The sequence below is a fragment of the Thermococcus gammatolerans EJ3 genome (genome assembly GCF_000022365.1).
Taxonomy (GTDB): domain Archaea; phylum Methanobacteriota_B; class Thermococci; order Thermococcales; family Thermococcaceae; genus Thermococcus; species Thermococcus gammatolerans.
Map to the genome: position 1 here is coordinate 154,629 of NC_012804.1, position 24,152 is coordinate 178,780.

30 protein-coding genes are annotated in these 24,152 nt (G+C 52.7%); 9 read left to right on the top strand and 21 right to left on the bottom strand.

Annotation, left to right across the window (positions count from 1 at the left end):
- Positions 1 to 4: 4 nt before the first annotated feature.
- The 5 genes from TGAM_RS00800 to TGAM_RS00820 all read right to left on the bottom strand — a co-directional run bounded on the left by TGAM_RS00800 (position 5) and on the right by TGAM_RS00820 (position 6,777).
- Positions 5 to 1,123, bottom strand: coding sequence for a hypothetical protein (locus TGAM_RS00800; protein ID WP_015857779.1), 1,119 nt, complete (start codon positions 1,121 to 1,123; stop codon positions 5 to 7).
- 91 nt (positions 1,124 to 1,214) lie between these two features.
- The gene (locus TGAM_RS00805; protein WP_048810966.1) at positions 1,215 to 2,282 is read right to left on the bottom strand and encodes a DUF1464 family protein; all 1,068 of its coding nucleotides are present in this window, start codon (positions 2,280 to 2,282) and stop codon (positions 1,215 to 1,217) included.
- 143 nt (positions 2,283 to 2,425) lie between these two features.
- Positions 2,426 to 4,066 (bottom strand): thermosome subunit beta, encoded by a 1,641-nt coding sequence (gene thsB / locus TGAM_RS00810; protein WP_015857781.1) that lies wholly within the window; start codon positions 4,064 to 4,066, stop codon positions 2,426 to 2,428.
- Positions 4,067 to 4,170: 104 nt separating this feature from the next.
- On the bottom strand, positions 4,171 to 4,911 hold the full coding sequence (locus tag TGAM_RS00815; protein ID WP_015857782.1) for an anaerobic ribonucleoside-triphosphate reductase activating protein: 741 nt from the start codon (positions 4,909 to 4,911) through the stop codon (positions 4,171 to 4,173).
- Between the two features lie 21 nt (positions 4,912 to 4,932).
- A complete protein-coding gene (locus TGAM_RS00820; RefSeq protein WP_048810967.1) occupies positions 4,933 to 6,777 on the bottom strand; it encodes an anaerobic ribonucleoside triphosphate reductase in 1,845 nt (614 codons plus the stop codon).
- A gap of 299 nt (positions 6,778 to 7,076) precedes the next feature.
- On the opposite strand from TGAM_RS00820, the gene TGAM_RS00825 reads away from it, so the two are divergent.
- Positions 7,077 to 8,099, top strand: coding sequence for a tetratricopeptide repeat protein (locus tag TGAM_RS00825; protein WP_015857784.1), 1,023 nt, complete (start codon positions 7,077 to 7,079; stop codon positions 8,097 to 8,099).
- On the opposite strand, the gene TGAM_RS00830 is transcribed toward TGAM_RS00825, so the two are convergent.
- From TGAM_RS00830 to TGAM_RS00860, 7 genes are all read right to left on the bottom strand, one after another.
- Complete coding sequence (locus TGAM_RS00830) at positions 8,096 to 8,320, bottom strand: DUF2283 domain-containing protein (protein ID WP_048810968.1); 225 nt, start codon at positions 8,318 to 8,320, stop codon at positions 8,096 to 8,098. The genes TGAM_RS00825 and TGAM_RS00830 overlap by 4 nt on opposite strands.
- Positions 8,310 to 8,606 carry a DUF4258 domain-containing protein gene (locus TGAM_RS00835; protein WP_238516225.1) on the bottom strand — a complete coding sequence of 99 codons (297 nt, stop codon included), beginning with the start codon at positions 8,604 to 8,606 and terminating at the stop codon, positions 8,310 to 8,312. The genes TGAM_RS00830 and TGAM_RS00835 overlap by 11 nt, the downstream gene beginning before the upstream one ends.
- A gap of 80 nt (positions 8,607 to 8,686) precedes the next feature.
- A complete protein-coding gene (locus TGAM_RS00840) occupies positions 8,687 to 8,962 on the bottom strand; it encodes an elongation factor 1-beta (RefSeq protein WP_015857787.1) in 276 nt (91 codons plus the stop codon).
- 17 nt (positions 8,963 to 8,979) lie between these two features.
- Positions 8,980 to 9,153: a zinc finger domain-containing protein gene (locus tag TGAM_RS00845; protein ID WP_050003902.1), complete on the bottom strand. Its 174-nt coding sequence runs from the start codon at positions 9,151 to 9,153 to the stop codon at positions 8,980 to 8,982.
- 145 nt (positions 9,154 to 9,298) lie between these two features.
- The gene (locus tag TGAM_RS00850) at positions 9,299 to 9,751 is read right to left on the bottom strand and encodes an Lrp/AsnC family transcriptional regulator (protein ID WP_048810969.1); all 453 of its coding nucleotides are present in this window, start codon (positions 9,749 to 9,751) and stop codon (positions 9,299 to 9,301) included.
- A gap of 58 nt (positions 9,752 to 9,809) precedes the next feature.
- The gene (locus tag TGAM_RS00855) at positions 9,810 to 10,364 is read right to left on the bottom strand and encodes an XTP/dITP diphosphatase (RefSeq protein ID WP_015857790.1); all 555 of its coding nucleotides are present in this window, start codon (positions 10,362 to 10,364) and stop codon (positions 9,810 to 9,812) included.
- Positions 10,365 to 10,405: 41 nt separating this feature from the next.
- Positions 10,406 to 10,894, bottom strand: a complete 489-nt coding sequence (locus TGAM_RS00860; RefSeq protein WP_015857791.1) for an adenosine-specific kinase — start codon at positions 10,892 to 10,894, stop codon at positions 10,406 to 10,408.
- A 57-nt stretch (positions 10,895 to 10,951) separates the two neighbouring features.
- Between TGAM_RS00860 and TGAM_RS00865 the strand changes: the two genes are divergently transcribed.
- The gene (locus TGAM_RS00865) at positions 10,952 to 11,866 is read left to right on the top strand and encodes an Lrp/AsnC family transcriptional regulator (protein WP_048810970.1); all 915 of its coding nucleotides are present in this window, start codon (positions 10,952 to 10,954) and stop codon (positions 11,864 to 11,866) included.
- On the opposite strand, the gene TGAM_RS00870 is transcribed toward TGAM_RS00865, so the two are convergent.
- Both TGAM_RS00870 and TGAM_RS00875 read right to left on the bottom strand, forming a co-directional pair.
- A complete protein-coding gene (locus tag TGAM_RS00870) occupies positions 11,863 to 12,810 on the bottom strand; it encodes an SPASM domain-containing protein (protein ID WP_048810971.1) in 948 nt (315 codons plus the stop codon). The two genes, TGAM_RS00865 and TGAM_RS00870, sit on opposite strands and share 4 nt — an antisense overlap.
- A gap of 95 nt (positions 12,811 to 12,905) precedes the next feature.
- The gene (locus tag TGAM_RS00875; RefSeq protein WP_048810972.1) at positions 12,906 to 13,349 is read right to left on the bottom strand and encodes a molybdenum cofactor biosynthesis protein MoaE; all 444 of its coding nucleotides are present in this window, start codon (positions 13,347 to 13,349) and stop codon (positions 12,906 to 12,908) included.
- Positions 13,350 to 13,425: 76 nt separating this feature from the next.
- Between TGAM_RS00875 and TGAM_RS00880 the strand changes: the two genes are divergently transcribed.
- Positions 13,426 to 14,304, top strand: a complete 879-nt coding sequence (locus tag TGAM_RS00880; protein WP_015857795.1) for a hypothetical protein — start codon at positions 13,426 to 13,428, stop codon at positions 14,302 to 14,304.
- Here the strand turns inward: TGAM_RS00880 and TGAM_RS00885 are convergent.
- Positions 14,301 to 14,996 (bottom strand): ThiF family adenylyltransferase, encoded by a 696-nt coding sequence (locus TGAM_RS00885; protein ID WP_015857796.1) that lies wholly within the window; start codon positions 14,994 to 14,996, stop codon positions 14,301 to 14,303. The two genes, TGAM_RS00880 and TGAM_RS00885, sit on opposite strands and share 4 nt — an antisense overlap.
- Before the next feature lie 76 nt (positions 14,997 to 15,072).
- Here TGAM_RS00885 and TGAM_RS00890 point away from each other — a divergent pair, with 76 nt between their 5' ends.
- Genes TGAM_RS00890 through TGAM_RS00900 form a run of 3 tightly spaced genes read left to right on the top strand, consistent with a single transcriptional unit; the run spans position 15,073 to position 16,395 of the window.
- Positions 15,073 to 15,402 (top strand): hypothetical protein, encoded by a 330-nt coding sequence (locus tag TGAM_RS00890; RefSeq protein WP_015857797.1) that lies wholly within the window; start codon positions 15,073 to 15,075, stop codon positions 15,400 to 15,402.
- Positions 15,403 to 15,449: 47 nt separating this feature from the next.
- Positions 15,450 to 16,118: a deoxyribose-phosphate aldolase gene (gene deoC / locus TGAM_RS00895; protein WP_048810973.1), complete on the top strand. Its 669-nt coding sequence runs from the start codon at positions 15,450 to 15,452 to the stop codon at positions 16,116 to 16,118.
- On the top strand, positions 16,108 to 16,395 hold the full coding sequence (locus tag TGAM_RS00900; protein ID WP_015857799.1) for a family 4B encapsulin nanocompartment shell protein: 288 nt from the start codon (positions 16,108 to 16,110) through the stop codon (positions 16,393 to 16,395). Before deoC ends, TGAM_RS00900 begins: the two co-directional genes overlap by 11 nt.
- Here the strand turns inward: TGAM_RS00900 and TGAM_RS00905 are convergent, their stop codons facing one another.
- The 5 genes from TGAM_RS00905 to TGAM_RS00925 all read right to left on the bottom strand — a co-directional run bounded on the left by TGAM_RS00905 (position 16,396) and on the right by TGAM_RS00925 (position 21,308).
- On the bottom strand, positions 16,396 to 16,974 hold the full coding sequence (locus TGAM_RS00905; protein WP_148206316.1) for a hypothetical protein: 579 nt from the start codon (positions 16,972 to 16,974) through the stop codon (positions 16,396 to 16,398). It abuts the gene before it with no gap.
- A 74-nt stretch (positions 16,975 to 17,048) separates the two neighbouring features.
- Complete coding sequence (locus tag TGAM_RS00910) at positions 17,049 to 18,386, bottom strand: ornithine aminotransferase (RefSeq protein WP_015857801.1); 1,338 nt, start codon at positions 18,384 to 18,386, stop codon at positions 17,049 to 17,051.
- Between the two features lie 134 nt (positions 18,387 to 18,520).
- The gene (gene trxB, locus TGAM_RS00915; RefSeq protein WP_048810974.1) at positions 18,521 to 19,513 is read right to left on the bottom strand and encodes a thioredoxin-disulfide reductase; all 993 of its coding nucleotides are present in this window, start codon (positions 19,511 to 19,513) and stop codon (positions 18,521 to 18,523) included.
- Between the two features lie 67 nt (positions 19,514 to 19,580).
- Complete coding sequence (locus TGAM_RS00920; RefSeq protein WP_015857803.1) at positions 19,581 to 20,114, bottom strand: metal-dependent hydrolase; 534 nt, start codon at positions 20,112 to 20,114, stop codon at positions 19,581 to 19,583.
- 3 nt (positions 20,115 to 20,117) lie between these two features.
- Positions 20,118 to 21,308, bottom strand: a complete 1,191-nt coding sequence (locus tag TGAM_RS00925; RefSeq protein WP_015857804.1) for an ATPase — start codon at positions 21,306 to 21,308, stop codon at positions 20,118 to 20,120.
- 61 nt (positions 21,309 to 21,369) lie between these two features.
- On the opposite strand from TGAM_RS00925, the gene TGAM_RS00930 reads away from it, so the two are divergent.
- The 3 genes from TGAM_RS00930 (at position 21,370) to TGAM_RS11000 (ending at position 22,596) form a co-directional block, all read left to right on the top strand.
- Positions 21,370 to 21,855: a THUMP domain-containing protein gene (locus tag TGAM_RS00930; protein WP_015857805.1), complete on the top strand. Its 486-nt coding sequence runs from the start codon at positions 21,370 to 21,372 to the stop codon at positions 21,853 to 21,855.
- Positions 21,856 to 21,866: 11 nt separating this feature from the next.
- Positions 21,867 to 22,217, top strand: a complete 351-nt coding sequence (locus tag TGAM_RS00935) for an ASCH domain-containing protein (RefSeq protein ID WP_015857806.1) — start codon at positions 21,867 to 21,869, stop codon at positions 22,215 to 22,217.
- A gap of 280 nt (positions 22,218 to 22,497) precedes the next feature.
- Entirely contained in the window at positions 22,498 to 22,596 is a 99-nt protein-coding gene (locus tag TGAM_RS11000; protein ID WP_238516276.1) for a DUF433 domain-containing protein, read from the top strand.
- 10 nt (positions 22,597 to 22,606) lie between these two features.
- Here TGAM_RS11000 and TGAM_RS00940 read toward each other — a convergent pair whose 3' ends face one another.
- Complete coding sequence (locus TGAM_RS00940; protein ID WP_015857808.1) at positions 22,607 to 24,106, bottom strand: carboxypeptidase M32; 1,500 nt, start codon at positions 24,104 to 24,106, stop codon at positions 22,607 to 22,609.
- Between the last annotated feature and the right edge of the window lie 46 nt (positions 24,107 to 24,152).

Here is a 24,152-nt window from a genome sequence, read left to right on the forward strand (position 1 = left end):
TTTTTTATTTTAGATATTTGTCAATTTTTTCTTGTTGAGTTTTTAATTTTTGCTTGGTTATTTTATCAATAAGAGAGGAAATGTTTTTAGTGTCTGCAATACAATCAAGAAACATCCTAGCTTCGTTGATATTTTGGGTATCCAACGAGATTATCCTACCAATGTTAGTATATATATCAATATTTATTTTTTCAATTTTTTCGTTATCTGGGTTGATTGCTTCGTCTAATAATTTAAAAAGTGGCTTACTGATCTGTTTTTTAATATCTTCTTTGATATTTGTTAAGGGATCAGAGGTATAGGAGATGTTATCCAGTAGTACTACATCAGAAAATTCTTCTTTGTTTAAAATCATCTTAAGCTTTAAGAGAGATAAAAAAGGGGTAACTCTGTCTTTTTCATCCCAGTTAATTTCTATTTTGAATTTTTTGAAGATTTCAGAAAATTTCTCAAGAGGAAGTGTTATTGTTTTTATTTTTTTATGATCCATAGCTTTAAGTGATCCTTTTGTCCAATTTCCAACTAATATTGCAATAGCCATAGCAATAGAAGGATACCGTTTGCGAATTTCAGTCAAAGAGTCTATTACTCTACTACCTTTATCTCGCATATGCTTTTTATATCTAAGGAATTTAGATTCTAAAACAACAACAGGCTTATTGTTCACATATATTATAAAATCCAACTTATGCTCATCGCCATCCCGGTCTTTCCATTTTTCTTCTCTTGACACTTTAACATTTTTATGTTTCTTGGAAAACTCCAATAATATTTCATGAATAGAATCTTCAAGTATTCTACCTAAATCTTCTCCCAGTGTAGAAGCATAGTTGCTATTAGTTGCAACTTTAAGTAAAATTTTAAGCCTGTTACTAAGTACTTCTTTATTAACTTCAGATTTTGTATCATATACAAGTATACAATCTGGAGTTTTTTCTTTATTGAGGCATAGAAATACTTTGAGTATCTCTTTATTACAATTAACATAAAGATATGCTTTTGGTTGACTTCGTAAAGAGACAATGATCCAAGGGGGATCTTTATTAATACGGATATTTTTATTATTTAGTTTGCTAATAGCTTCTTCAAGAGTCTCTCTAACCTCTTCATAACACCCCCTCATTGTAAGACATCCCTATGGACTAATTGGCAAATATACTTAAAAAGCTCACCCCTCAAGCTCCATAAACCGAAGGGATACCAAACCAGCCAATTTAAACATCGAGCGGGAGCTTTACGTAGTCGAGGACGCTCCCGCGGCTCTTCTTTATCTCCACGTGCTCCACGAGCTCCCTGAACTGGCCCCCCACGAGGCCGTCGCCGATTATAGCGCTCCCCTGGGCGGCTTCTTTGGCCTTACCCTCAAGGCCCCTCTGCCTGACGACGGGAAGGTCAAAGAGCTCCTCGAATGTGTCTTCCACGTCCTTCCGGAGCTCGTCTATGCGCATCAGCCTGCCCGAGAGGATTATCTCCTTAGCGTCCCCAACGACGGCAAGTTCTGAGGCAACGGCCTTGATAAAACCGTCCTTCATGGCTTCCCAGGCCTTTGAGAAGGGCTCCTCGTCGAGACGCTTGGCAAACTCCTCCGGTGGAAGTATCTCGTTGGCCGCTATCACCGTTGCCCCGCCCCAGAAGAGGTGCCACTTCTTTATCCTCCCCATCAGATAAGCTACTTCCCCGTCGAGGGCACCGCTGTTTACATAAGCTGGGCCAGGGAATATCGTCCCGCCGATGCCGTCAACGATTTTTCCTCCCTTCACGGCTCCCGCGTAGTTGTAGCCGAAGCCCACCTCGAGGAGGACGAAGGAAACCTCGCTGTACTCAAGTCCAAGCCTCTTTGCCTGGTCGTAGATGCCGAGCACGGTTATCGCCATTTTATCGGCCGTCCCCATGTCCACCCTGTTGTACTTCCTCCACTCGGGGACGGTCGGAAGGTGAATGACCCCTGGAATGAACCAGACGTTCATGCCCTTCTGTGCCATCTGGTCGACCATCTCCTGCAGTCCGAGGAGAACGGGGATTTCCTTCATTTCCTCCTCTCTAACGAGGGTCATCTCGAAGCGGTCTCTCTCGGTCAGCTCGCTTATGTGCTTCAGAGGAACCCCGTAGCCCGAGGGGCCGATTATGAGCTCGGCGTTGAAGTCCTCGATGGCCTTAACGATCTTCCCTGGGTCTTCGGCAACGACCTCGCTCGGAAACGTTAAATCGAGCTTTATCTTTCCATCTTCAAGGCCTATAACATCGAAGCTCTTGGTTCCAGGGTCAACACCTATGACCCTCACTAGAAACCCTCCGTCCCGTATTTTTTGATCATATTCAGACGACGAAAACAGTTTAAAAAATTGCTCCCAGAACGCAGAACACTCACAATCAGTCAGAAAATCAACAGAATTAGAAAAGTGAGAAGGGTCAAAACTCAGCGCCTTCAGTCGAGGTCGCTGCTAAAGTCCTCGCTTCCGCCTTTGCCTCCTTCCTTGTCCTTCTCGAGCTTGCTGGCGGCGATGACGTCGTCGATTCTGAGTATCATTATTGCGGCCTCGCTGGCGCTCTTGATGGCCTGCTTGGTGACCCTGAGCGGAGCGATGACACCCTTCTCCATCATGTCGGCCGGCTCGCCCTCGAAGACGTCGACACCGATGGTCGGACCCTTCTCCTTGTGGGCGGCGATGACCTTAACGAGGGTCTCGACCGGGTCAAGACCGGCGTTCTCTGCCAGGGTCCTCGGGATGACCTTGAGGGCCTCTGCGAAGGCCTCGATGGCGAGCTGCTCCTTGCCGCCGACCTCCTTGGCGTACTCGTCGAGCTTGATGGCGAGCTCAATCTCGGGAGCTCCGCCGGCCGGAAGTATCTTGCCGTCCTCGACGATGTCCTTGACGACCTTGACGGCGTCCTCAAGGGCCCTCTCGACCTCATCGACAACGTGCTCGGTTCCGCCCCTGATGAGTATGGTTACCGCCTTCGGGTTCTTGCAGCCCTCGACGAATATCATGTTCTCGCCGGCGACCTTCCTCTGCTCGACGAGCTCCGCCTCACCAAGGTCCTCAGGAGTCAGGTCGCGGACGTTGGTGACGATCTTGGCTCCAGTTGCCTTGGCGAGCTTCTCCATGTCGCTCTTCTTGACTCTGCGAACGGCCATTATGCCGTACTTGGCGAGGTAGTGCTGGGCGAGGTCATCGATGCCCTTCTGGACGAAGACGACGTTCGCTCCAACCTCCTTGATCTTGTCGACCATCTCCTTGAGCATGCGCTCCTCCTGCTCAAGGAAGGCCTGGAGCTGCTCCGGGCTGGTAATCCTGATCTCGGCATCGGTCTCGGTCTCCTTGACCTCGAGGGCCTCGTTGATGAGAGCAATCTTGGCGTTCTCAACCCTCCTCGGCATACCGGGGTGAACGACCTCCTTGTCGATGACAACACCCCTGATGAGCTTGGTGTCCTTGACGCTTCCGCCCTCCTTCTTCTCGAACTTGATGTTGTCGAGGTCGACCTTGTACTTGTCGCCGACCTTCTCGGCGACCTGCCTCACGGCCTCGACGGCAATCTCGGCGAGGTACTCGCGCTCCTCCTCGGCAGCCTTTCCGGTGATGGCCGTGACGGCGGCCTTCTTGAGGGTCTCGACGTCTTCTGGGCTAACGTCCTTGGCCATGCCCTCAAGAATCTCCTGGGCCTTCTCGGCAGCTAAAGCGTAACCCTTGATGATTATGCTCGGGTGGATGTTCTGGTCGAGCAGTTCCTCAGCCTTCTTGAGAAGCTCGCCAGCAATGACAACGGCGGTGGTGGTACCATCACCGGCCTCCTTGTCCTGAGTCTTCGCAACCTCAACCATCATCTTGGCAGCAGGGTGCTGGATGTCCATCTCGTCGAGGATAGTGGCACCGTCGTTGGTGATGACGATGTCGCCGAGGCTGTCGACGAGCATCTTGTCCATACCCTTCGGGCCGAGGGTGGTCCTTATGGTCTCGGCAACGATTCTGGCGGCGAGGATGTTGAGCCTCTGAGCGTCCCTTCCGACGTACCTCTGGGTTCCCTCCGGCAGAATAACGACCGGCTGTCCAGCGAGCTGGGCCATCTCCCCTCACCCCCTCCCTTTTTCTTTTTCACGGGATGAGGTCTTTTAGTAACCTTAAGTGCTTCCGCGTTATCATTCCTTTGGCCTATTTATAAAGTTTTCGGTCATATCCCCTTGAGCTTGGTATCATTAGGTGTTCCAAACTGGTTCACGTAAACCTCAATGCCGAGTCCCTCAAGCTTCTCCCGCAGTTCCTCGACTTCTTTTGCTGGCCAGCAGTGTTCCGAGCACCATGCCTCGTTTCTTGGATTCGTCAGTGGTCTCCCAACGAGCGGGTTCAAGACCACGTAGAAGTCCGTTTTAATCCTTCTTAGACCCTCCTCGATGTACGGCCACTGCTCAAGATTCCTTGCCACTGGAATTCTAAGCTCAAGCGGAACTCCATAGTCAGAAACAACTTCGAGACCCCTCAGGAAGAGCTTCCAGAGCGTTAGCGAAGCTTTTTCAGGGAGCCCGTATAGTGCAGTAGGAGCCTTAAGGTCGGTTGCTATATGGTTCACCAGGTCAGCCTTCAGGAGCTTTTCAAGGGGTCCAACGAGGGTTAGGTTCGTGTTGAGGCTTATGGGAACGTCGAGGAGCTTAACCCCAGCGAAGAGTGATCCCAGCTCTCTCCACTGCACCAGCGGTTCCCCACCCGTGACGTGGAAGTAGTCTATGAGAAACGCGCTCGCCTCAAGCTCGTCGAGGAGGGCTTTTTCATCTAGGGGGAAGCAGTCAAGACCTTCAGCTATGCGCCAGTTGTGGCAGAAGGGGCACCTCAGGTTGCACCCGCAGAGCCAGAGCGTGAAGGTAACCTTTCCGTGAACGTCGACCATGCTGACGCTCTTCCACCCGCTCGTGAGCATTCAACCACCTCCAAAAAGAAATCAAGAGGAGTAGTGCCTCCTCGTCCAGAACTCCTTCTTCCTGAAGGGGTTCCAGTTCTTGAGCGGTCTGTAGTAGCCGATTATTCTGCTCCACACTTCGACGTTCTCACTTCCACATCTTGGACAGTGCGTATACAGACCAGTCGTTGAGTAGCCGCAGGCGTTGCAGACGGTTATCGCTGGGGTGTAGCTCCAGTAAACCAGCTCTGTCCTCATGAGCCTCTTCGTGAGCTTTGCCAGCGCCTCGGGGTCAGGTTCTTCGCCGAGGAAGATATGCATCATCACTCCGCCGGTAAAGCTCTTCTGGACCTTCTCCTCGACCCTTATCCTGTCAGCCAGCTCAAGTGCTCCATAGTATGGCGCCACGCTGGTCGAATAAATCGGGTTCTCAGGGTCGCTGAGGTACTCCTTAAGCTCAGGGAACTCGCGCATGTCCTTTATGGCGAGCTTCGCCGCGGCGCTCTCCCCAGGAACCTCCTCAACGTTCCAGGGCGTTCCGGTTTCCCTCATCCACTCCCTAGCTTTGGCCGTCGCGAACTCTACCATCTCTTTCATCAGCTCGGCCGCTCTCAGCCAGTCCTTTCTCGTTCCCTCCTCCCAGAGCTTCGGCTCGTTGAGGTAAATCGAGGCCGCCTCCGGAAGGCCGAGGATTCCTACGGTGTTGAAATGACTCCCCGGAAACTCCTCGAGGTAGAGGTGAATCATGCTGTACATGTGCTTGTAGGACGTGATAAGCCTCACATAGCGCTCCCTGAACCAGTCGGTTGTTTTCCTCACGACCCCGAGAACCTTCTCGTACTCCTCCCAGAACTTATCGTCGTTTCCCCTGGCCTTAAGGGCGAGCCTCGGGAGGTTCACGGTCGTGACGTTCACCGAGCCGGTGACGTCGGGCATCGCCCAGAGCCCGCCGAAACGTCCCCTTTCAAGCCTTTCCAGCGCTTCCTCCTCGGCGCTCTTCCCGGAGACGCCGAAGGCGAACGCCATCTCAGTCTTGTCAATGGCAATCCTGCAGCACATCGCGTAGCTCGCGTCGGGGTCCACAACGTTCGTGTTCAGCCAGTAGAAGCTCCCGCGCTTCGACGCCGTCGCAAAGACCGCCTCAAATATTTCAGGGTCGTCCCAGAGCATCTTGGCGGTCACCATCAGCGTCGGAATCGGGAAGGTGAATGGCTGGCCGAGGGCGTCCCCCTCACGGAGAACCTCGGTCAGGGCGATGAAGAAGTCCTTAGCTTCCCTCTCGTACTCACCGAGGGGTTCAACCCTCTCGCCAGCGTAAACCGCGTGGTCGCCCTCGAGCATCTTTTTGGGAGCGTCGAGCGTCACGGTGAAGTTGGTGAATGGAGTCTGCATTCCCACCCTGCTCGGGTAGTTGAGGTTGTAAACCAGCCTCTGAATCTGCTGTCTGATTTTACGCCTGTCCAAGCCCTCTTTCCTTATGAAAGGCCCCGCGTACCACTCGACCGAGCTCAAAGCCTGGGCACCGCTGAAGTAGTGCTGCATCGTAATGAGGTAGTTCGCTATGTGGTCGACGTAGGTATCGAAGTGCCTGGCCGGTCGGGAGACAATCGTTGGAGTCTTGAGACCCTTTTCGAGGAGCCTTGCCGTGCTGTGGCCTGTGCAGTATGGGATGTAGAGGCTGTAAGGGAGCTTGTGGATGTAAATGTCTCCAGAGAAGTGCGCTTCCCTGCCCTCCTTTGGGACGAGCGAGAGGCTCTCTTTCAATGCCTCCTCCATCACATAGGCGAAGAAACCGGTCGGACCGGGATAGCGGTTCGCGTTCTCAAGAACGTCCAGACTGCTCCAGCCAGCGTACTCCTGAATGATGTCACGCTTCATAGTCTCCATTTCAACCACCTGGATAAATTATCCAACAGTGAAAAGGATAGCGGAAGATATAACACTTCCCTTTGAACCATCTGTCGTTTGTGCAACATTTAAGGAGGATAATTTGGCAGCTAAACGAGATAAACAAACTATTATGAACATATGACCACCATACTGACAATTGAGACAGCGTGGGAGAGAAATAGTGACAAATATTAGTCATTTAGACGAGATTAGACCATAAAATTGAACGTTTAGACACTTAAGTGTTGACCATATCTTTTTAACCCGTTCGGCCAACCGAAGGGCGGTGATGTGAAATGAACGTCAAGGAAGAGTGGGAACGGGCTTTGAGCGAGAAGGACTGCGAGAAATTGCTCGAGCTCTTTGACGATTACATTGACGCGATAGAGACCGAGGAAGAGCTCAGGGAAGAGCTCAAGAGGCTTGGAGAAGTGGCGGTTCAGTGCGACGACCCCTACGACCTGCTCCACGAGATTGGACACGTTTACGCTCACCTCGACGACGTCGAGAGCGCGATTGAACTCTACAGGCGGGTTGTCGAGAGGAAGAAGGACGACCCCGAGGAGTACGCGACGGCGCTCTACTACCTTGCCGATGCCTACGAGCACTTCGGAATGCCCGAGAAGGCGATAGAGACGTACCAGAAACTCCTTGAGCACGAAGAGAACGTCCTGAAGAACGACAAGGAGATAGCGCTGACGTTGGCGAACCTCGCGGTGAACTACGACGAGCTCGGCGAAACGGAGAAGGCCATAGAGCTGATGGAGCATGCGAAAGAGATATTCGAGCGCATCGGCGATGAGAAGAACAGACTCATAAGCCTCCTCGACTTAGCTCATTTCCACTACGAGCTCGGGAACTACGACACCGCTGAGGCGCTGATTAATGAGGTTCTCAGAAACCCGCGCGACGACGAGATTGAGATAAACGCCAAGCTGGTCGAGGCCGAGATTCACGCGGGTAGAGAAGACTACGACAAAGCTTTCAGGGCCCTCCGCGAGGCCTTGCTCAAGGCAATCAACGTGAGCGACGACATTTTCGGGGTCGTCTTCGACACGCTGGTTGACTTCATCGAGGGACTGTTCAATGAGGGGGAATACGACACGATAGCGAGGAACATGGAGGCCTTTGCCGAGCTCTTCGAGGACGATACGGCGTACTTCTTCAGGGCGATAGCCGAGCTGGCGCGCTGGCGTGCCGGAGACGACGAAGCAAAGAAGCGTTTCGACGAGCTTTACACGAAGGTGGAAAACGAGGAGCTCCGCTCGATACTCGACGAGTGGAAGAGGCCGAAGCTGAGTTTGAGTTTGGGGCTTTAGGTTTTTGCCTCTTCTTTTAATCCCTTTGCATAACGCTCTATCTCAAGGAGACTCCTCCGAATTACGTTCTCGCCGGCGTTCCAAATCTCTATTCCGATTACGTTTCCCTGCTCATCGTACTCGAACCAGATGTCCTCATCTACTTCATCGGTATCCGCTACCGGGCCCTCCTTGAGGAGAATGTAGAGAATGTCCGCCTTGGGGTCATATCTAATCTTCATATTCGAATCCACCTCCTAGACGACGTCCTTTTCTCAACAATCCCCTTTCTAGACTTTTGCTCGTATCGATTATTGTAATGACCTCAATTACATCTCCGTAGTCATCGTACGCAAGGATTAGCCAGTGATTAGGGACACTCCTCCGACCAATTGCGATAAAATGACCGGATTTCAAATCATAGAACTTCATCTCTGGGAACTCCATGACGTTATGTACTTCGTCGATTTCAATTTTGCGCTCCCTTAATCGCAATTTCGCGTGTTCACTTAGTATAATCTTTGACATCAACAAAGTTTAACCCCACTTCTAAAAATATTTTCGCTAAGTTCTGTGAGAATGTGATAACAAAGAAGAACAAAGAGGTTTTAAATCCTCGAAACGGTCTCGACCTCAGCTGACTCGACGTTCTCAACCTGCCTGAAGGCCTCGAGAACCTGGTCGAGGTCGTAGCCCTCCTCGTCCTTGGCCAGGACGTAGAACTTGAGGGCGACGAGACCGAAGGCTATGGGCTCGCGCTCGACCTTGGCGAGACCGAACTTCTCGGGAAGAACCTCCTTGAGCTTTGCCTCGAGCTCGTCGAGGTTGACCTCGGGGTCGGTCGGCATGACCTTAACAACCGCAACCATATTGTAGTCGCTCATCTTCTTCACCTCCTAATTCACGGCCCCTCCCATCCGCACTTGGGGCACTTGTAGGGAACGCTGAGGACCCTGCAGGATTCGCAGCGCCAGATTATCGCCTCACCGCAGTTCGGACAGACGAAGTGGGTGGCGTGCTCCCTTGGGGTTATTTCCTTTCCGCATGAGGTGCATACGGGTATCTCGAACTTCATCTCCACTGCGAACACCTCCAAGAAAGGTGGTTTTTACCCACTGGTCACCGTTTCAAGGTATCTTTTATAAATCTTTCGAAAGGGCTCAGGAAACCTCGCGTCATCATAAAATCAGAAAGGAGAACGCCAATCATCGCCCTCTCCTTCAGATCTCCTCCTTAACCGAAACGAACGAAACCATCGTAACCGTTTGCCCGATCCCCTTTATCTCCCTTAGTTTATCGATGACGATCTTTCCGATCTCCTCCGAGTTCTTTGCCCTGACCTTTATCAGGAGGTCCCATTCTCCCGTGATTATGTGCACCTCATAGACTCCATCGAGCGTTGCAACGCGTTTGGCAACTTCTCTCTGGTTTATTCCTGATTCTGGGTCGTACCTTGCCAGTATGAAGGCAGTGGTTCCAAGGTCGAGCTTCTTGTAGTTGGGCTTTATCGTGAACTTCTCTATAACTCCCTCCTCAACGAGCTTCTTTATCCTGTAGTGCACCGTCGTCCTCGGTATGCCGATTTTTTTGCTCAGGGTCGCTATGTTCTCCCTGGCGTTCTTCCTTAACTCTTCGAGCAACTTCATGTCTATGTCGTCGAGCAGTCCGGGCATTCCCTTACCCTCCCCGTCATTTGTACAACTTGAACCTTTGTATCTTGGTCGCTCTTTGTTATTTAAGGTTTTCTTTGAGCCAAGTGGCAAAGGCCTTCAGCGCTCTTCCCCTGTGGGAGATCGCGTTCTTCTCCTCGGTTGTCATTTCGGCAAAGGTTCTGTCGAAGCCTTCGGGTATGAAAACGGGATCGAACCCAAAACCGCCGCTTCCCCGGGGCTCTTCCGTTATCTTCCCGTCCACTTTACCCCTAAATATGTGAAGCTCTCCGTCCCAGTAGGCGATAACGCTCTTGAAATAGGCTTTTCTGTTGGATTCACCTTCGAGGAGCTTGAGGATGCCCCAATAGCCAAGCGTCTTGTAAACGTAGGCCGAGTAAACGCCGGGGAAGCCCTTGAGGGCCTCAACGAAGAGGCCTGAGTCGTCGAGAAAAAAGGGCCCATCTATTCTCCCGGCCAGCCACCTTGCCCCGTATTCCGCGACCTCCTCGAGCGTATCCGCCTGTATTTCGGGATAGCTCATGTGGAGCTGGTAAACTTCAACGCCTAGTGGCTCGAAGTATCTTTTTGCTTCCTCAACCTTGCCGGGGTTGGAGGTAATAAAGGCGAGCCTCATTAAACCACCTGAGAATAGAGAAAAATTGGGCATTAAAAGGTTTAGTCAATCGTGTACCCTATCTTCTCAACGAGCTCCCTGCGCTCCCTCTTCTGTTCTTCGGACTCTATTTTGTTCGCTGCTTTACCGTCCACTATTCCAAGAACGCTCCTCCCGAGCTCGGTTTCGGCAACGATTACCTGGAATGGGTTTTCGCTGGCCCCGTAAACCATGGCAACGGCTGGATGATTCTTAATGGTGTTGAGCACGTTTATTGGGAAGGCGTTCTTCATGAGTATCACGAAGACGTGCCCTGCCCCTATCCTGACCGCGTTCCTGGCTGCTAGCTCTTCGAGCTCCTTGTCGTTACCTGTGTAACGCGTGAGCTGTGGCTTTGCCTCGTTCATTGCTATCCCAAACTTTATCCCGGGAACGGCTGTGAGAAGAGCCCTGGCAAGGTCATCGACCGTGAATATCGAGAAGTTGCCCTGTCCGATGATGACCTCGACTCCCTCTGGCTTTTCTATGTCGACGACTTCTATCTTCACCATGCCTCATCACCGATAAAGATTTAACGCCCCATTGATTTAACTTTTTTGTGGTTGGGTATGCAGGATGTCAATCCTGATGAAATAGAACTGCTCGTTGAGCTGTTGAACAAGTATCCCGTAGAGAGTCTGAAGAAGATAGCCGAACTTGAGGGACTGGACTATCACAAACTCACTCGGATCTATGACAAGTATTATGGTAAGTACGTTTTCGTTAACGCGATGTACGATATCAAAAAGATTGGCCTGAAGAGTTATATCGCTTACCTGTCCGTTCCCAGGGAGAGGCTTCGTGAGGTCGCCCTGAGGATGAAACAAAACCCCTTCTTTGTTGACATTACCGCAATGTTCGGTTTTAAAAATGGCATTACGGCAATCGTTTACGTCCCCAAGGAACAGGTTGATCTCCTCGATCAGGTGATGGAGAAGTATTCCGACGATTACGAGTACTACGAGGTCCGAGCTTACCCCCCTTCTGGCGATGACAATTTTGGAGAGTGGAACCTTCCGTACCAGTACGCTATTTTAATGGACATACTCAAGTGGGACGCCAGAACGCCGCTCTCAGAGATCGCAAGGGAGCTCGGGAAGAGCAGGCCAACGGTGCGCTTCATGATCAGGACACTCCAGCACAGGGGCATTCTGCTCGGCTATATTGCCACCATCGAGAACACTGAACACGATCGGGGGGTGACTGGAATAACGAGCGAATTAAACGAGGAGGTTCTCGAGAAATTCAAAGATTACGAGATAAACGTCGGCGTACTCGTTGGCAGAGGGTATCTCCTTGAGTGGTACTTCTCATCAAAGGAGGATCTTGCCCAGAAGCTCTTTGAGTTCAGCGGTTACGTGGAGCAGCTTGGCATTGAGTACTTTGACCTCCTAGCGGACATAAAGGAGATGTACCCCAAGGAGAGGCTTAGAAGGATGGTAAGAAAGGACGGCGAGGGATACAGATCCATACTTGAATTTTAGAGCAGCGGGCAGTACTCGATTCCCCTTAGATCGCCGCTGGCCTGGTATTCGAGGGCCCTGCAGTCGTGGCAGATATACCTCAGCGGGCAGGTTGAACAGCCATCAACTTTGTCCTTAGTCATGGTCCAGAACTCCCTAAGCTTTTTGCTCCTCCCAACGATCCACTTGAAGCTCTTTTCCCTGACGTCGCCGACGACCAGGTTCCTGAGGAGAGGACAGGGAAGTACGAAGCCGTCCCCGCTGACCGCGACGGTGCCTGCCAGGCAGTCGTGGTACTTGCTGGTGGTCGGATTGTTTATCTTTCTGAGCTCTATGGTGTTGAAGTCAAGGTGCCGGAGGGATCTTGGATAGAGAACGTCCACGTAGGCCTTAAAGTCACCATCCCCCTTGACCTTCTGGATGAACTCCTTTGCCTCGTTCACCTTATCCGGGGTCACCATAACAAGGATCCCCCGAATCCAGAGCCTCATGGCGGCAGAGATGATGGCTTCGGGGTCGTATTCGAGCTCAGCTATGTACTCCACACCGTCAAGGGGGCGGATTTTCTCAGCGTCTTCGAAGAGAAAGACGGCCCTTATCTCCTCGATGCCAACCTTGAAGGCCATCTCAACGGCCTCGTTAAGCTCCTCTGGGGAGTCGTAGTTGGTGATCCATACCTCGGTCCCACCCATGGATTTGAAGTCCCGGAGAATTTTCTCTATCTCCTCCCTCCCCAGCTTCTTCCTTCTCAGGACGAACCTGTTGTTCCCGATGCAGCCTATTGAGCGCGGAATCCCATAGAGCTCATTGAACCTGCCTCTGCCAGCACCGAGCTGAAGAATAAGCCTCTCGACGCTTCCGGCGTGGGGTGTCTCGCTCCACGGGGGCTTTCCAACGACTATGTCCTCTACCCTCGGTTTGATCTCCTGTGTGGAGATGGTGCTAACCTTCACGATCTCCTCCATCAACACCACCGTAGAAGAGTACGCGTCCAAGAGTTATATACTTTTTCTATGCAGATTTCGCACACTACTAGAAGTAGTTAGCAAAAATTGGAAAACTAAGCTTTGTGGTAATCCTCGGGAATCGTTTGCTCGCCCTCGATCCAGAAGGTGCCCTCCTCGGTAACCTCCTTCTTCCACACCGGGACCCTCTTTTTCACCTCGTCTATTGCCCATCGGCACGCGTCAAAGGCCTCACTTCTGTGTTTGGCGCTGGCCACAATCAGGATGGTGTCCTCTCCAACCTTCAGCTCACCGACGCGATGCCATATCAGCATGTCCAGGATGGGGAACTTCTCGAGGGCCTCTTTTCGGATTTTTTCCATCTCCTTCAGGGCCATCTCCTCGTACGCTTCGTAGATAAGTTTTAGCACTCTCCTTCCCCTGTTCTCGTTTCTGACTTTTCCAAGGAAAACAACGTATCCACCGGCCTCGTCCCTCTCCACGAGCTTTATGGCCTCATCAACGCTGAAGGGCTCTCCCGTGATCTTGACCTTGCTCATCTCAACCACCGTTTTACCTTTGTCTTTCCCTTTAAGTATTTGCCCACAACATTTTTGAGGTCGGGGGAGAGGTTTAATGGGTGATAAAGTGAGGGACAAGCTCATAGCCCTGGCCTTGGTTATCATCGTTTTCACTTCGGGCTGTTTGATGGGTTCCAAGGACTCTTCCAGCTCCTCTTCGGGATCTTTCACATCGTCAACATCCCAAACCTCCTCAACGGTTTCTCCCTCAACCACTTCGTCTTCGTCCCATTTTACGACATCTTGGCCGGCTGAAACTCCAACGACAACGACCACAACGCTGGATTATCTGGCTGGTCTCCTCGATTCCCTGTCCAGAGTTTCTTCGTATCTGGCCCTCGTAAACACGACGATCAACTCAACCGTGCGGATTGAGGGGCAAGCCGTTGTCCGGGTCGAGAACGTCTCGGTCTTCTCGAACTCGACTGCCTTCTACGATCTCTCAAACCGCCGGATGGAGGTAAACATGACCGTTCTTACGAAGCCAGCAGGTGCAAGGGTTCTCACGAGGATAATCCTCTTGGGGGACGTTGCAAGGGTCTATTCCCTCGGCGAGTGGAGGGAGTTCAGAAGGGGAGAAGATGGCTTCACAGTCATTGAAAAGACCTTTGAGTCGAATCCTCTGGCCCTAGCTTTGGAGGCCTCCAAGGATGGAAGCTGTCAGGTAACGAGGGGTAGGTACTACGTTCTCCACTGCACGAGCAAGAACGCCTTTGAGGAGCTGATAAAGTCCTCGGTTGGTGCTCCTGAGGGATCCGAAGTTTCAGTAACTCTGGGCAGGGTAGAAGTGTTTTTCCGCGATTCTCAGCCTGTGGGGGGAAGGATAGAGGTTGGCTTCTCTGTTTCCACGACCTACACCGATGCCTCGGGAGAGACGTTTAGGCTAGTTCAGAGGGGAAAGATAGTGGAAACCTTCACGGTTGTTCATACCTAAAGCTCAACGAGCTCGTAGACGTTGTGGGCGAGGTCGATTATCAGGAGTCTGTTGAAGAGCGGCTCCCCAAGGCCCGTTAGCAGCTTTATAACCTCCATAGCCTGAATCGATCCAACGACTCCGGCCGTTGGTCCGATTATCGGGAGCTTTCCCTTCTTTTCCTTCACTCTCGGGAAGATCTCTCTCAGTGTTTTCGTTTTTCCCGGTAATATTGTCGTCACCTGTCCGTAGGTTCCCTCCACTGCCCCATGCACGAGTGGCTTCCCAGTTCTCTTCGCGTAATCGTCCAAAAGGAAGCGTGCTTCAAAACTGTCGAGGCAATCAACTATGACGTCAGCGTCCTTCAGAACCTCGTCGATGTTCTCCTCGCTGAGTCTCACTGGTCTGGCCACTACCTCCACGTCCGAATTGAACCGTTCAAGCTTCCACTTTCCCGAAAGAGGCTTGGGTCTCGCTCCGAGATCCTCCTCCCAGTGGAGTATCTGCCTGTTCAGGTTGCTCAGCTCCGGCTTCTCGGAATCGATCAGCACTATTCTCCCCACACCCGCCGCCGTGAGATAGAGCGCGACCGGAGAGCCGAGGCCGCCGACGCCGACGACTGCAACGGTGCTCCCCTTTAATCTCTCCTGTCCTTCAGTTCCGATTATCATTATCTGCCTGTTATACCTTTGAAGTTCTCTATCGGTGAGCATGGGACCACCTATCCCCTTAACACGTCCGACCTTATGAATGTTGGGCAAACTTTTTGGGGGCCATTTCCAAGCTCAGATGGTGAAGGGAGTGAAGTGGGATGAATTCGAGGGGCAGCTTCTCTCGGAGGGTTTCGTTGAGCTCGGGGATTTTAGGATAGAGCTCACACTGGACAACACTTTCATGGATGTAGCGTACATCCCGAGGATAGCTGTGTACTCCAGGGGAAGGGACAAGTGGTACGTCCTGAGGAACCCGATAAAACCTGGAAATAAACTTGACGAGGGCTGGGAAAACGCCGTTAAGGTTCTCAGGGAAATACTAACAGGGTCTGCAGAGCCGGATTTTAACGATCCTGATCTTGAGAGGGAGTTCCTCGAAACGCTTAGGAGGCACGTTGAACCGTAGCAAAACCGCTATATACCCCAAGTCCTCACATCTATTGGGTGGTGGGGATGGACATAGCGAAGTATATCGACCATACAAACCTAAAGCCCTACGCTACCAAGGAGGACATAATTAAGCTCTGCGATGAGGCGATTCAGTACGGTTTCTACGCCGTCTGCGTCAACCCCTACCGCGTCAAGCTCGCCAAGGAATACCTGAGCGAGAAGAAGGCCGACGTTAAGGTAGCGAGCGTTATAGGCTTCCCGCTCGGGGCAACTCCCACCGAGGTCAAGGTCTTTGAAGCGAGGAAAGCTCTGGAAGATGGAGCTGATGAGCTTGACATGGTCATAAACATAGGCGCGCTCAAGGATGGGGACTACGACTACGTGAAGAGGGACATAGAGGAGGTCGTCAAGGTAGCACACGAAAAGGGGGCCAAGGTCAAGGTCATAATCGAGACCTGCTACCTCACCGAGGAGGAGAAAATCAAGGCCTGTGAGCTAGCGAAAGAAGCTGGAGCGGACTTCGTGAAAACCTCGACCGGCTTTGGAACCGGTGGTGCGACGGTCGAGGATGTAAGGCTCATGAGGAAGGTTGTGGGGCCTGAGATGGGCGTCAAAGCCGCCGGGGGAATCAGGACTTACGAACAGGCCCTCGCCATGATAGAGGCCGGTGCGAACAGGATAGGCACTTCGAGCGGTGTGAGGATCGTGGAGGGGGCAAGGAATGCCGAGTAAGGAGGAGATGCTCGAGCTCATCGAGAGGGCCTCCCAGGAACTGAGGGAAGAGGGTGTCAACCCCGACATTCTCCTGGCGGGTCCGGGTTTCGTTGAGGTTATGGGTGAGCTCTTGGACGTGCTCGACCTTCCCGTTTACGTCATAAAGGAGCTTGAGTACGATGCGGTCATAGCGGACTCTCGCTACCTCGGACAGGTAAGGAAGGCCTCAAAGAGGATCTCCATCGAGCCTCTCCTCGTTGAGGAGAACGTCTGGGAAGAAATAAGGAAGCTCTGATCACTTCTTTCTCTCTATTGGTTCCGGCCAGTTTTCCAGTTTTTTCACATAGAACGCCGCTCCCGTCCCAAGGATCACTCCCGTAACGATTGAGACAGTTTTGGGGGCAAGAACCGCCTGGACATCGGTTACACCATTGATCAGAAGATACGCGTACTCGCCGCTCAGAATTGTTATGCCCGCAAGAACGGAACCCACGAGGAGCGTCGAGAAGTCAGAACCTTTCTTTGCCAGTATCCCTGCGACCGCACTGGCGGCTGAGCAGAGCATGAGACATAGAGCGATCTCTTCCGTTCCCGCCCCCGTCGAATAGACCGCCACTGCTATGCCAAAGGCTCCGGAGATTCCGCCTATCCAGCCGAACGTTAGACTTGAGAAGATCAGCCCCACATAGCTCAGGTCCATCCCGTTCTCTCTCACGAACGAGAGGCCCAGGGAGAGTGCAAACGAGAACGAAACGGCGGAGAGGACCAGGTTGTTGCCAACGTTAAAGTTCTCTCTGTTCCGGATCAGGAAGCTCAGATACACCGTAAGAAAGAGGAACACAAGCGCCTTCAGCCAGAGCGGGTTTACATCCATATTCCATCCCAGCTGGAGTAAAGCTTCCTCCTTAAATCCTTTTCCCAGAAACGAAAGGGAAGAAGGGCGGGAACTCACTTGAGGGCGGCCTTGAGGGCGTCCTCGAAAATCTCCATCGCGATGTCGATTTCCTCCTTGGTGACGATGAGCGGTGGGATGAAGCGGATGCTGTTGTCGCCGCAGCCGAGCAAGACGAGTCCGCGCTTCGCGGCCTCTCCGACAATCCTGTCCCTGAGCTCGGGGTACTTCTCCTTGGTGTCCTTGCTCTTGACAATCTCGACGGCCTGCGCGAGACCGAGACCGCGGGCGTCTCCTATGACCTCGTAGTTCTCCTTGAGCTCCTCAAGTATCTTGTGGAGGTAGTCGCCGACCTCCTGGACGTGCGGAAGGAGCTCCTTGACAATCTCGACGACCTCTATTCCAGCGGCAATGGCAACGGGGTTGCCACCGAAGGTTGTCGCGTGCCTTCCGGGCTTGTCGAAGCTTATCTCCTTCCTGTGGACGACACCCGCTAACGGAAGTCCTCCGCCGATGGCCTTACCGAACTGGATGAGGTCAGGCTCGACTCCGAAGTGCTCGATGGCCCAGAACTTGCCTGTCCTGCCTATGCCCATCTGAACCTCGTCGTCAGCCAATAGGATTCCGTACTCGTCGGCGAACTTCTTGAGCTCCTTGAAGAAGTTCTTCGGCGGGACGACGTAGCCACCCTCACCCTGTATCGGCTCGAAGAATATCGCACCGACCTCATGGGGCGGGACGTGCCTGAAGACGTACTCCTCGATGAAGTCGAGGACGCGGTTTATGAGCTCGTCGGGCTCGTCGTAGCCGTCGATTCCCCAGGTGTTCCTGTATGGGTTCGGGTAGGGTATGTGGGTGACTCCCGGCATGGTCGGGAAGAAGCCGTCCTGCTGGACCCACTTGCTGGCGGTAAGGCTCAGAACGGCCTGGGTCCTTCCGTGGAAGGCGTGGTAAAACGCCAGGAACTGCTTCCTCCCAGTCCCGTACTTGACGAGCTTCATGGCGGCCTCGTTGGCCTCGGCACCGCTGTTGCTGTAAACGACTTTCTTCTCGAAGTCTCCAGGAGCGAGCTCGATGAGCTTCTCTGCCAGAACGACGGCGTTCTCGTAGAAGAAGTCGGTGAGCGAGTAGTGGGTGAACTTCTCGGCCTGCTTCTTTATCGCCTCGACGACGCGCGGGTGGGCGTGGCCGACGTTTATGACTCCAACACCGCTCGCGAAGTCGTAGAAGACGTTTCCGTCAACGTCGTAGACCCTTATCCCTTCACCGCGCTCGATGACTATCGGGAGGTTCTCGGGATCTTGGGTTGTCATGGCGAGGTACTTGAAGTTCCTCTCTATTACTTCCCTTGCCTTTGGTCCGGGGAGCTCTTTAACGTTCGGTCTAACCACCATGTCCATCACCGGGCGAAGCTCAACGTTCGACTATATAACTCTATGCTCAATGATGAACATCTTTGACCGAAAGTTTTTCGAAAAGAGGATGGGGAGAGCGGTTATAGTCCAGAAAAGGGAAGGAAGGCGTAAAGTCACTCCCCGTTCTTCTCGGCCCACTTCTCAAGGAACTCCTTGGCGGAATTTGCCGCTATCGCTCCCTGGCCGACCGCGACCGCTATCTGTTTGAAGACGTTGGTTATATCTCCCGCCGCGAATATCCCCGGAACCTTGGTGCGCATGTGCATATCAACTGGAATGTACCCGTAGTCGTCGGTTATGCCGAGGTGCTTGACGAAATCCGTTTTGGGCTCGTAGCCGATGAAGATGAACACTCCATCAACTTTCATCTCCTTCTCCTCACCCGTCTTGACGTTCTTCAGCCTTACAGCTTCGACCTTATCCTTTCCGATTATCTCTGTGACAACGGTGTCAAGTATCGCCGGAATCCCGCTCTCCCTAAAGCGGTCCTGCAGTATCTTGTCGGCCCTGAACTTCTGCCTCCTGTGGACGAGCGTTACGTCAACGCCGATGCTCTTGAGATAGAGCGCCTCCTGAAGGGCCGTGTTCCCGCCGCCGACGACGATGACCTTCTTGCCCTTGAAGAGTGGGCCGTCGCAGGTGGCGCAGTAGGAAACTCCCTTCCCCGTGAGTTCCTCCTCGCCCGGAACCTTGAGTTTCCTGGGTGCTGCACCAACCGCTATTATTATCGTTTTCGCGCGGTATTCTTTGCCGTTTTTGGTCTTCACCGTGAACTTGCACGGCCCCTCGTAGTAGGCGCATTCAGCGGGGTCAATCCTCTCGACCTCGTCGAAGACGATATCAACGCCGAGCCTCTTGACGTGCTCGTGCATTCTCGCAGTCAGCTCGGAACCGCTTATTCCCTCGGGGAAACCTGGATAGTTCTCTATCAGATCCGTCAGCGCCATGTTTCCGCCCAAATCTTTGCTGAGGATGAGGGTTTCTAAACCAAAGCGAGCCGCGTATATCGCCGCCGTAAAGCCCGCTGGACCCGCTCCTATGATAAGAACGTCCCAGAGCTTCTTTTCGTACTCCCCTCCTCGTGAAAATCCTCCCAGGCTGAACATTTCTCCCACCTCCGCGCTTTCCTAACGTGGGTTATTTAAAAGGATTGTTGCCCAAAAATGGGTAAAATTAAACGAGCTTTATCGATCCATCGAGGGTCAGATGAAGCGTGTAGCCGAGGAAAGCCGCAAGACCGACGTAAACTCCTTCCCCGAGGCTTAATTTCAGCCCATATCCAGCTAAGGCAAAGGCGAGGAATCCATAAACCGCCGCGAAGAGGAGCGAATGAACTATCCCCCTGTGCCTCGGCATCAAGGCCGTGAAGAGATACCACGCGATGATGCCTCCCAGGGCGCCGAGTACCCACGCAACCACTGGATTAAGCCATTCTGGGCTGAGGTTTACCTTATCGCCGGCCCAGAGGAAGACCGCGCTCCCAACGGCAACGCTGATTATTGGTTTTGAACCCCTGTGGATGAGTGCATCGGGGTGGTCCATGTCCGGCAGATCACTTCCCAGGACGTAAAGGGCGTAGCCAAGAATTAACGCCGTTGGCGTGAGTTCAATCGGTAGCTTGGCGTAAACCTTCAGGAGCTCCCCTATGAGCACCGCCACTGGATATGTGGCTATCCCACTGAGGACGTGGACGTCGTAGTTTGGCAAACTTCACTCCTCCTTCTCCTCGAGGAACTTCCTGACGTAGTGGGGGACCTTGTAGTTTCCTCCGGGATCGCCAACGAGGAACCCTATCGCGACGAGCTTGTTCAGGGCCTCGTAGACCTGATTCGCTGGTCTCTTAAGTTCTTTGGCAACGCTTATGTAGCTTACCGGTCCGCCGTTGAACTTCTCGACTATGACCTTTACGAGGTCGCGGTAGTCCTTCGGAACCCTTCTGAGGTACTCCTCAAGGCTCTTGGGTTCCTCGAGTATTGTGCTCACCACGAGCTCGTCTATCGGGTCGAAGGCGCGCTTCGCGGCCTCGCTGAGAACGTAATGGAGGAGTCTTAGAATCTGTCTCGGATTGCCCTTCGCGAGATCGTGGATGAGCTTTATCGCCTCGTCTGTGAATGGGTAGATGGGATCGTCGGTGTCCCTTATGCGGACGCGGTTGAGCCTCTTCTTCACGAGCTCGAAGGTTTCTTCAACGCTCATTGGCCTGAGCTTGAACTCGTAGTGAAGGCGCATGAAGAAAGCCGGGAAGATCTTGGAGTACTCCTCGTAGGCCTCGGGAATGCAGGCGAAGGCAACAATGCAGCCCGGCGGCATCGTGCTTATTACGTGCCTGAGCATCTCGAAAAACTGTATCTTCTCCTGCTCCCTCGCGCCCTGCATGTTTTCGAGCTCGTCAAGAAGCAAAGCTGAGTATGGATATTTCCTGAGCTGCTGGACGAGGAGTTCAGCTATGTCCCTGCTCTTGTATTCCTTTGTGTCGCTGAGCATTTTTTCAAGTCTGTCTATGAACCCGAGCTTTCTCGAGAGATTTTCAAGGAAAATGTTCGTCCTGCTCCTCGGAGGTTTCAGTGCATAGAAGATGTCACGGGTGAGCTTGAGTATGTCGTTTGTATCGACCTTAACGTAGATCGCCTTGCCCCCCTCCCTCTCGATGGCCTTGGCGATGCTTTTGAGCCTCTGGGTCTTTCCCATTCCCAGCGGTCCGACTATGCTCATTGCTATCGAGCTCTTGTTGCCGATTACCTCGGAGATAATCATGGAAAGCTTCATATCGACCTCTTGATAAACGTGAATGGCCTCAACGTCCTCTATGCCTTCACTCGCCAGCTGTTCAAATGGATTCCTTGAGAGGCCGTAGATCTCGTAGCTCTGAACGGGATAAACTTTAAGTTCCTCGCTCTCCATTTAAACCACCTGGATTAATTTGTCGATTGAGATATAAAAGTTTGTCCACCGGTGAGCTGAGATGGTTGTCCTTATCGTCACCTGTCCCCCCGGGAGGGAGGGGGACGCAATCCTCGAGCTGGAATGGGCCCTCGGCCGTGTTCGGGTAAGGGGAACTGACTGGAGGGGACTACTCGTAGCCGAAAGCCCCCTTTCAAAAGATGAGGCGATCGAGAGGCTCAAAAGATTCGAAACCCAGGCGATCCAGAGGGTTGTCCCCCTTGACCTCCTTGTTCCCGCTTCCCTTGATGTGATAGAACAGAGGGCGATTGAGCTCATGGGAGGTAAAACCGGAACCTTTGCGGTCAGGGCAAGGGTGAGGGGGAACAAAAAGCTGAGGGAGATGGAACTTGAAAGGAAGATAGGAGAGGCCATCGTGAGGGCTTACGGCCTTAGGGTGAACCTCACCGACCCAGATTGGACCCTCGCCATCGAGGTCCTCGGGAAGAAAGCGGGCGTTGGTGTTCTAGGCAGGGGGGAGATCCTCAGGTTTAAGGTCGTTGAGTAGGGGGTGATCCTTTGAGACGCTGGAAGATGGGCCTCCAGGAGGAGTACCTGAAGGCCATAGCTGAAGGCAAGAAAAAGATTGAAGGCAGATTGTACGACGAGAAGAGGCAGGCGATAAAGCCGGGCGACGAGATAGTCTTCGAGAACAAGCTCGTCTGCGTCGTGAAGGACCTGAGGGTCTACTCGTCCTTCAGGGAGATGCTCGAAAAAGAGGGTCTTGAGAACGTCCTGCCCGGAGTGAAGAGCATCGAGGAGGGCGTTAAGGTCTACAGAAAGTTTTATTCCGAGGAGAAGGAGAAGAAGTACGGCGTAGTTGCGATAGAGGTCGAACCGGTGGCGTGGATTGGGGAGCCGTTAGAATGAGCCTATTTCTTGCCCTCATTTCTCGAACTCTTTCTTAATGGCCCTAAGGTTTTCAATTGTCATCCAACATTCCTCCTCGCCCAGAATCCCCGTGATTTTCTCAAGCACCCAAGCGTTTCCTTCCGTTTCTTCCATAACAGCACCTCCGCAAAGGCTACATAAATAAACTGCAAAAAGCGTTTTAAGGTTACAGCTTAAATGATTGGCGACAGAATCGGGATAAACCCCAAGAAAACGTGGTAGGCCCGTCATCAAGGGGACGAGGATTCCCGTTTACTTCATACTCGAACTCCTCACAAACGGCTGGAGCTTTGAAAACCTACTTGAGAGCTATCCACAACTGACGAAAGAAGACTTAAACGCTCTTCTCAAAGGTTAAAAGAAAGAAATCACAGATACCTCTCCTTCACCCAGCGGATGAAGTAGTCCGGGTTCAGTTCCTCGCCGATGGCCTTCTTTAGGAGCTCCTTCGGCGGATAGATGCTTCCCCAGCGGTGTATCTTCTCCCTCAGCCAGGCCTTGATGGGCTCGAACTTCGCTTTGGCCACCTTGTCCTCGAAGTCGGGTATGTCCTTCTTCATGTGGTAGTAGAGCTGGCTCGCGAGGAGCGTTCCAATGCTGTAGGTCGGGAAGTAGCCTATTGTTCCGTGCGCCCAGTGGATGTCCTGAAGGATGCCCTCTGCATAGCTCTTAGGCCTTATGCCGAGGAGCCTCTCCATCTCCTCGTTCCAGAGCTCTGGTAAGTCTTTGGCCTTGACGCCCTCGTTGAGCATCATCCTCTCGAGCTTGAAGCGGAGCAGTATGTGGAAGTTGTAGGTGACGACGTCGGCCTCAGTTCTGATGAAGTCTGGCCTGACCATGTTGAAGTATAGGTAGACGTCCTCCGGCGTGTAGTTGGTCATGAAGGGCAGGTTCTCCTTCAGGACGGGGTAGATTAGCCCCGCGAACTCCCTTGAGCGCCCGATGATGTTTTCCCAGAACCTGCTCTGGCTCTCGTGGATTCCAAGGGAGACACCACCTGCAATCGGGCTGAACATGAAGCGCTCGTCCTGCTGGAGCTCGTAGAGTGCATGCCCGAACTCGTGGACGGTGCTCAGTATCGTCCTCCTGAAGTCGTAGCCCTCGTAGCGCGTGGTTATCCTCACGTCCCTTATTCCGAACTCGGTCGTGAACGGGTGAGCAGAAACGTCGAGCCTTGAGCGAACTCCAAGCGGGAAGCCGAACTTCTCGAGAATCCAGAGGTTCACCTTCTCCATCTGCTCCCTCTCATACTTCTCCTTCTCGAGGGGGTGGCTCTGCGGAACCTTGCCCTCTTCCATTATCCTCTCAAGGAGGGGCTTTAGTTCCTTCTCGAGCTTGTCGAACATCCTCTCGACTTCTTTAGTCCTGAGTCCCTCCTCGAACATGTCCAAGAGGGCGTCGTAGGGCTCCTCTTCGTAGCCGAGGTACTCAGCAGCCCTCTTGGCGAGATCAATTATTTTGTCGAGCCAGGGCTCGAACTTGGAGTAGTCGTCGGTCCTCTTGGCCTCTTCCCAGGCCTTGGTCGCCTGACTCGTAACCTCACTCATCTCCCTCAGGAACTCGGGCGGGAACGAGCGGCTGATTCTTATCGAGCGGTCGAGGACGCGAACGACGCCGCGCTCATACTCGTTGAGGTCCTCTATGCTCTTCGCCTTCTCAACGAGCTCGACGAAGTCCGGCTTGAGCAGAAACTCCTGGCTGAGGACTGAAAGCTCCCCCTGAGCAACGCTCCTCTCAAGGATTCCCTCCTTCGGCATGTTGACCTCCATGTCCCAGCCGAGAACGCTCTGGGCGTGGCCGATGGCCCATATCCTGCGGTACTTGGTCAGAATCTCTCTGATCGTCTCGTTCTGGAAGACGCTGTTCATAAACACCACCGGGAAACTTTGGAGGCCGAGCTTTTAAATCTTTTCG

Excerpts from the sequence above, each read along its gene's own strand:
- TGAM_RS00800 (WP_015857779.1), bottom strand. The coding sequence starts at position 1,123 with ATGAGGGGGTGTTATGAAGAGGTTAGAGAGACTCTTGAAGAAGCTATT.
- thsB (WP_015857781.1), bottom strand. The coding sequence starts at position 4,066 with ATGGCCCAGCTCGCTGGACAGCCGGTCGTTATTCTGCCGGAGGGAACC.
- TGAM_RS00815 (WP_015857782.1), bottom strand. The coding sequence starts at position 4,911 with ATGCTCACGAGCGGGTGGAAGAGCGTCAGCATGGTCGACGTTCACGGA.
- TGAM_RS00820 (WP_048810967.1), bottom strand. The coding sequence starts at position 6,777 with ATGGAGACTATGAAGCGTGACATCATTCAGGAGTACGCTGGCTGGAGC.
- TGAM_RS00825 (WP_015857784.1), top strand. The coding sequence starts at position 7,077 with ATGAACGTCAAGGAAGAGTGGGAACGGGCTTTGAGCGAGAAGGACTGC.
- TGAM_RS00830 (WP_048810968.1), bottom strand. The coding sequence starts at position 8,320 with ATGAAGATTAGATATGACCCCAAGGCGGACATTCTCTACATTCTCCTC.
- TGAM_RS00835 (WP_238516225.1), bottom strand. The coding sequence starts at position 8,606 with ATGTCAAAGATTATACTAAGTGAACACGCGAAATTGCGATTAAGGGAG.
- TGAM_RS00840 (WP_015857787.1), bottom strand. The coding sequence starts at position 8,962 with ATGAGCGACTACAATATGGTTGCGGTTGTTAAGGTCATGCCGACCGAC.
- TGAM_RS00845 (WP_050003902.1), bottom strand. The coding sequence starts at position 9,153 with ATGAAGTTCGAGATACCCGTATGCACCTCATGCGGAAAGGAAATAACC.
- TGAM_RS00850 (WP_048810969.1), bottom strand. The coding sequence starts at position 9,751 with ATGCCCGGACTGCTCGACGACATAGACATGAAGTTGCTCGAAGAGTTA.
- TGAM_RS00855 (WP_015857790.1), bottom strand. The coding sequence starts at position 10,364 with ATGAGGCTCGCCTTTATTACCTCCAACCCCGGCAAGGTTGAGGAAGCA.
- TGAM_RS00860 (WP_015857791.1), bottom strand. The coding sequence starts at position 10,894 with ATGGTGAAGATAGAAGTCGTCGACATAGAAAAGCCAGAGGGAGTCGAG.
- TGAM_RS00865 (WP_048810970.1), top strand. The coding sequence starts at position 10,952 with ATGCAGGATGTCAATCCTGATGAAATAGAACTGCTCGTTGAGCTGTTG.
- TGAM_RS00870 (WP_048810971.1), bottom strand. The coding sequence starts at position 12,810 with ATGGAGGAGATCGTGAAGGTTAGCACCATCTCCACACAGGAGATCAAA.
- TGAM_RS00875 (WP_048810972.1), bottom strand. The coding sequence starts at position 13,349 with ATGAGCAAGGTCAAGATCACGGGAGAGCCCTTCAGCGTTGATGAGGCC.
- TGAM_RS00880 (WP_015857795.1), top strand. The coding sequence starts at position 13,426 with ATGGGTGATAAAGTGAGGGACAAGCTCATAGCCCTGGCCTTGGTTATC.
- TGAM_RS00885 (WP_015857796.1), bottom strand. The coding sequence starts at position 14,996 with ATGCTCACCGATAGAGAACTTCAAAGGTATAACAGGCAGATAATGATA.
- TGAM_RS00890 (WP_015857797.1), top strand. The coding sequence starts at position 15,073 with ATGGTGAAGGGAGTGAAGTGGGATGAATTCGAGGGGCAGCTTCTCTCG.
- deoC (WP_048810973.1), top strand. The coding sequence starts at position 15,450 with ATGGACATAGCGAAGTATATCGACCATACAAACCTAAAGCCCTACGCT.
- TGAM_RS00900 (WP_015857799.1), top strand. The coding sequence starts at position 16,108 with ATGCCGAGTAAGGAGGAGATGCTCGAGCTCATCGAGAGGGCCTCCCAG.
- TGAM_RS00905 (WP_148206316.1), bottom strand. The coding sequence starts at position 16,974 with ATGGATGTAAACCCGCTCTGGCTGAAGGCGCTTGTGTTCCTCTTTCTT.
- TGAM_RS00910 (WP_015857801.1), bottom strand. The coding sequence starts at position 18,386 with ATGGTGGTTAGACCGAACGTTAAAGAGCTCCCCGGACCAAAGGCAAGG.
- trxB (WP_048810974.1), bottom strand. The coding sequence starts at position 19,513 with ATGTTCAGCCTGGGAGGATTTTCACGAGGAGGGGAGTACGAAAAGAAG.
- TGAM_RS00925 (WP_015857804.1), bottom strand. The coding sequence starts at position 21,308 with ATGGAGAGCGAGGAACTTAAAGTTTATCCCGTTCAGAGCTACGAGATC.
- TGAM_RS00930 (WP_015857805.1), top strand. The coding sequence starts at position 21,370 with ATGGTTGTCCTTATCGTCACCTGTCCCCCCGGGAGGGAGGGGGACGCA.
- TGAM_RS00940 (WP_015857808.1), bottom strand. The coding sequence starts at position 24,106 with ATGAACAGCGTCTTCCAGAACGAGACGATCAGAGAGATTCTGACCAAG.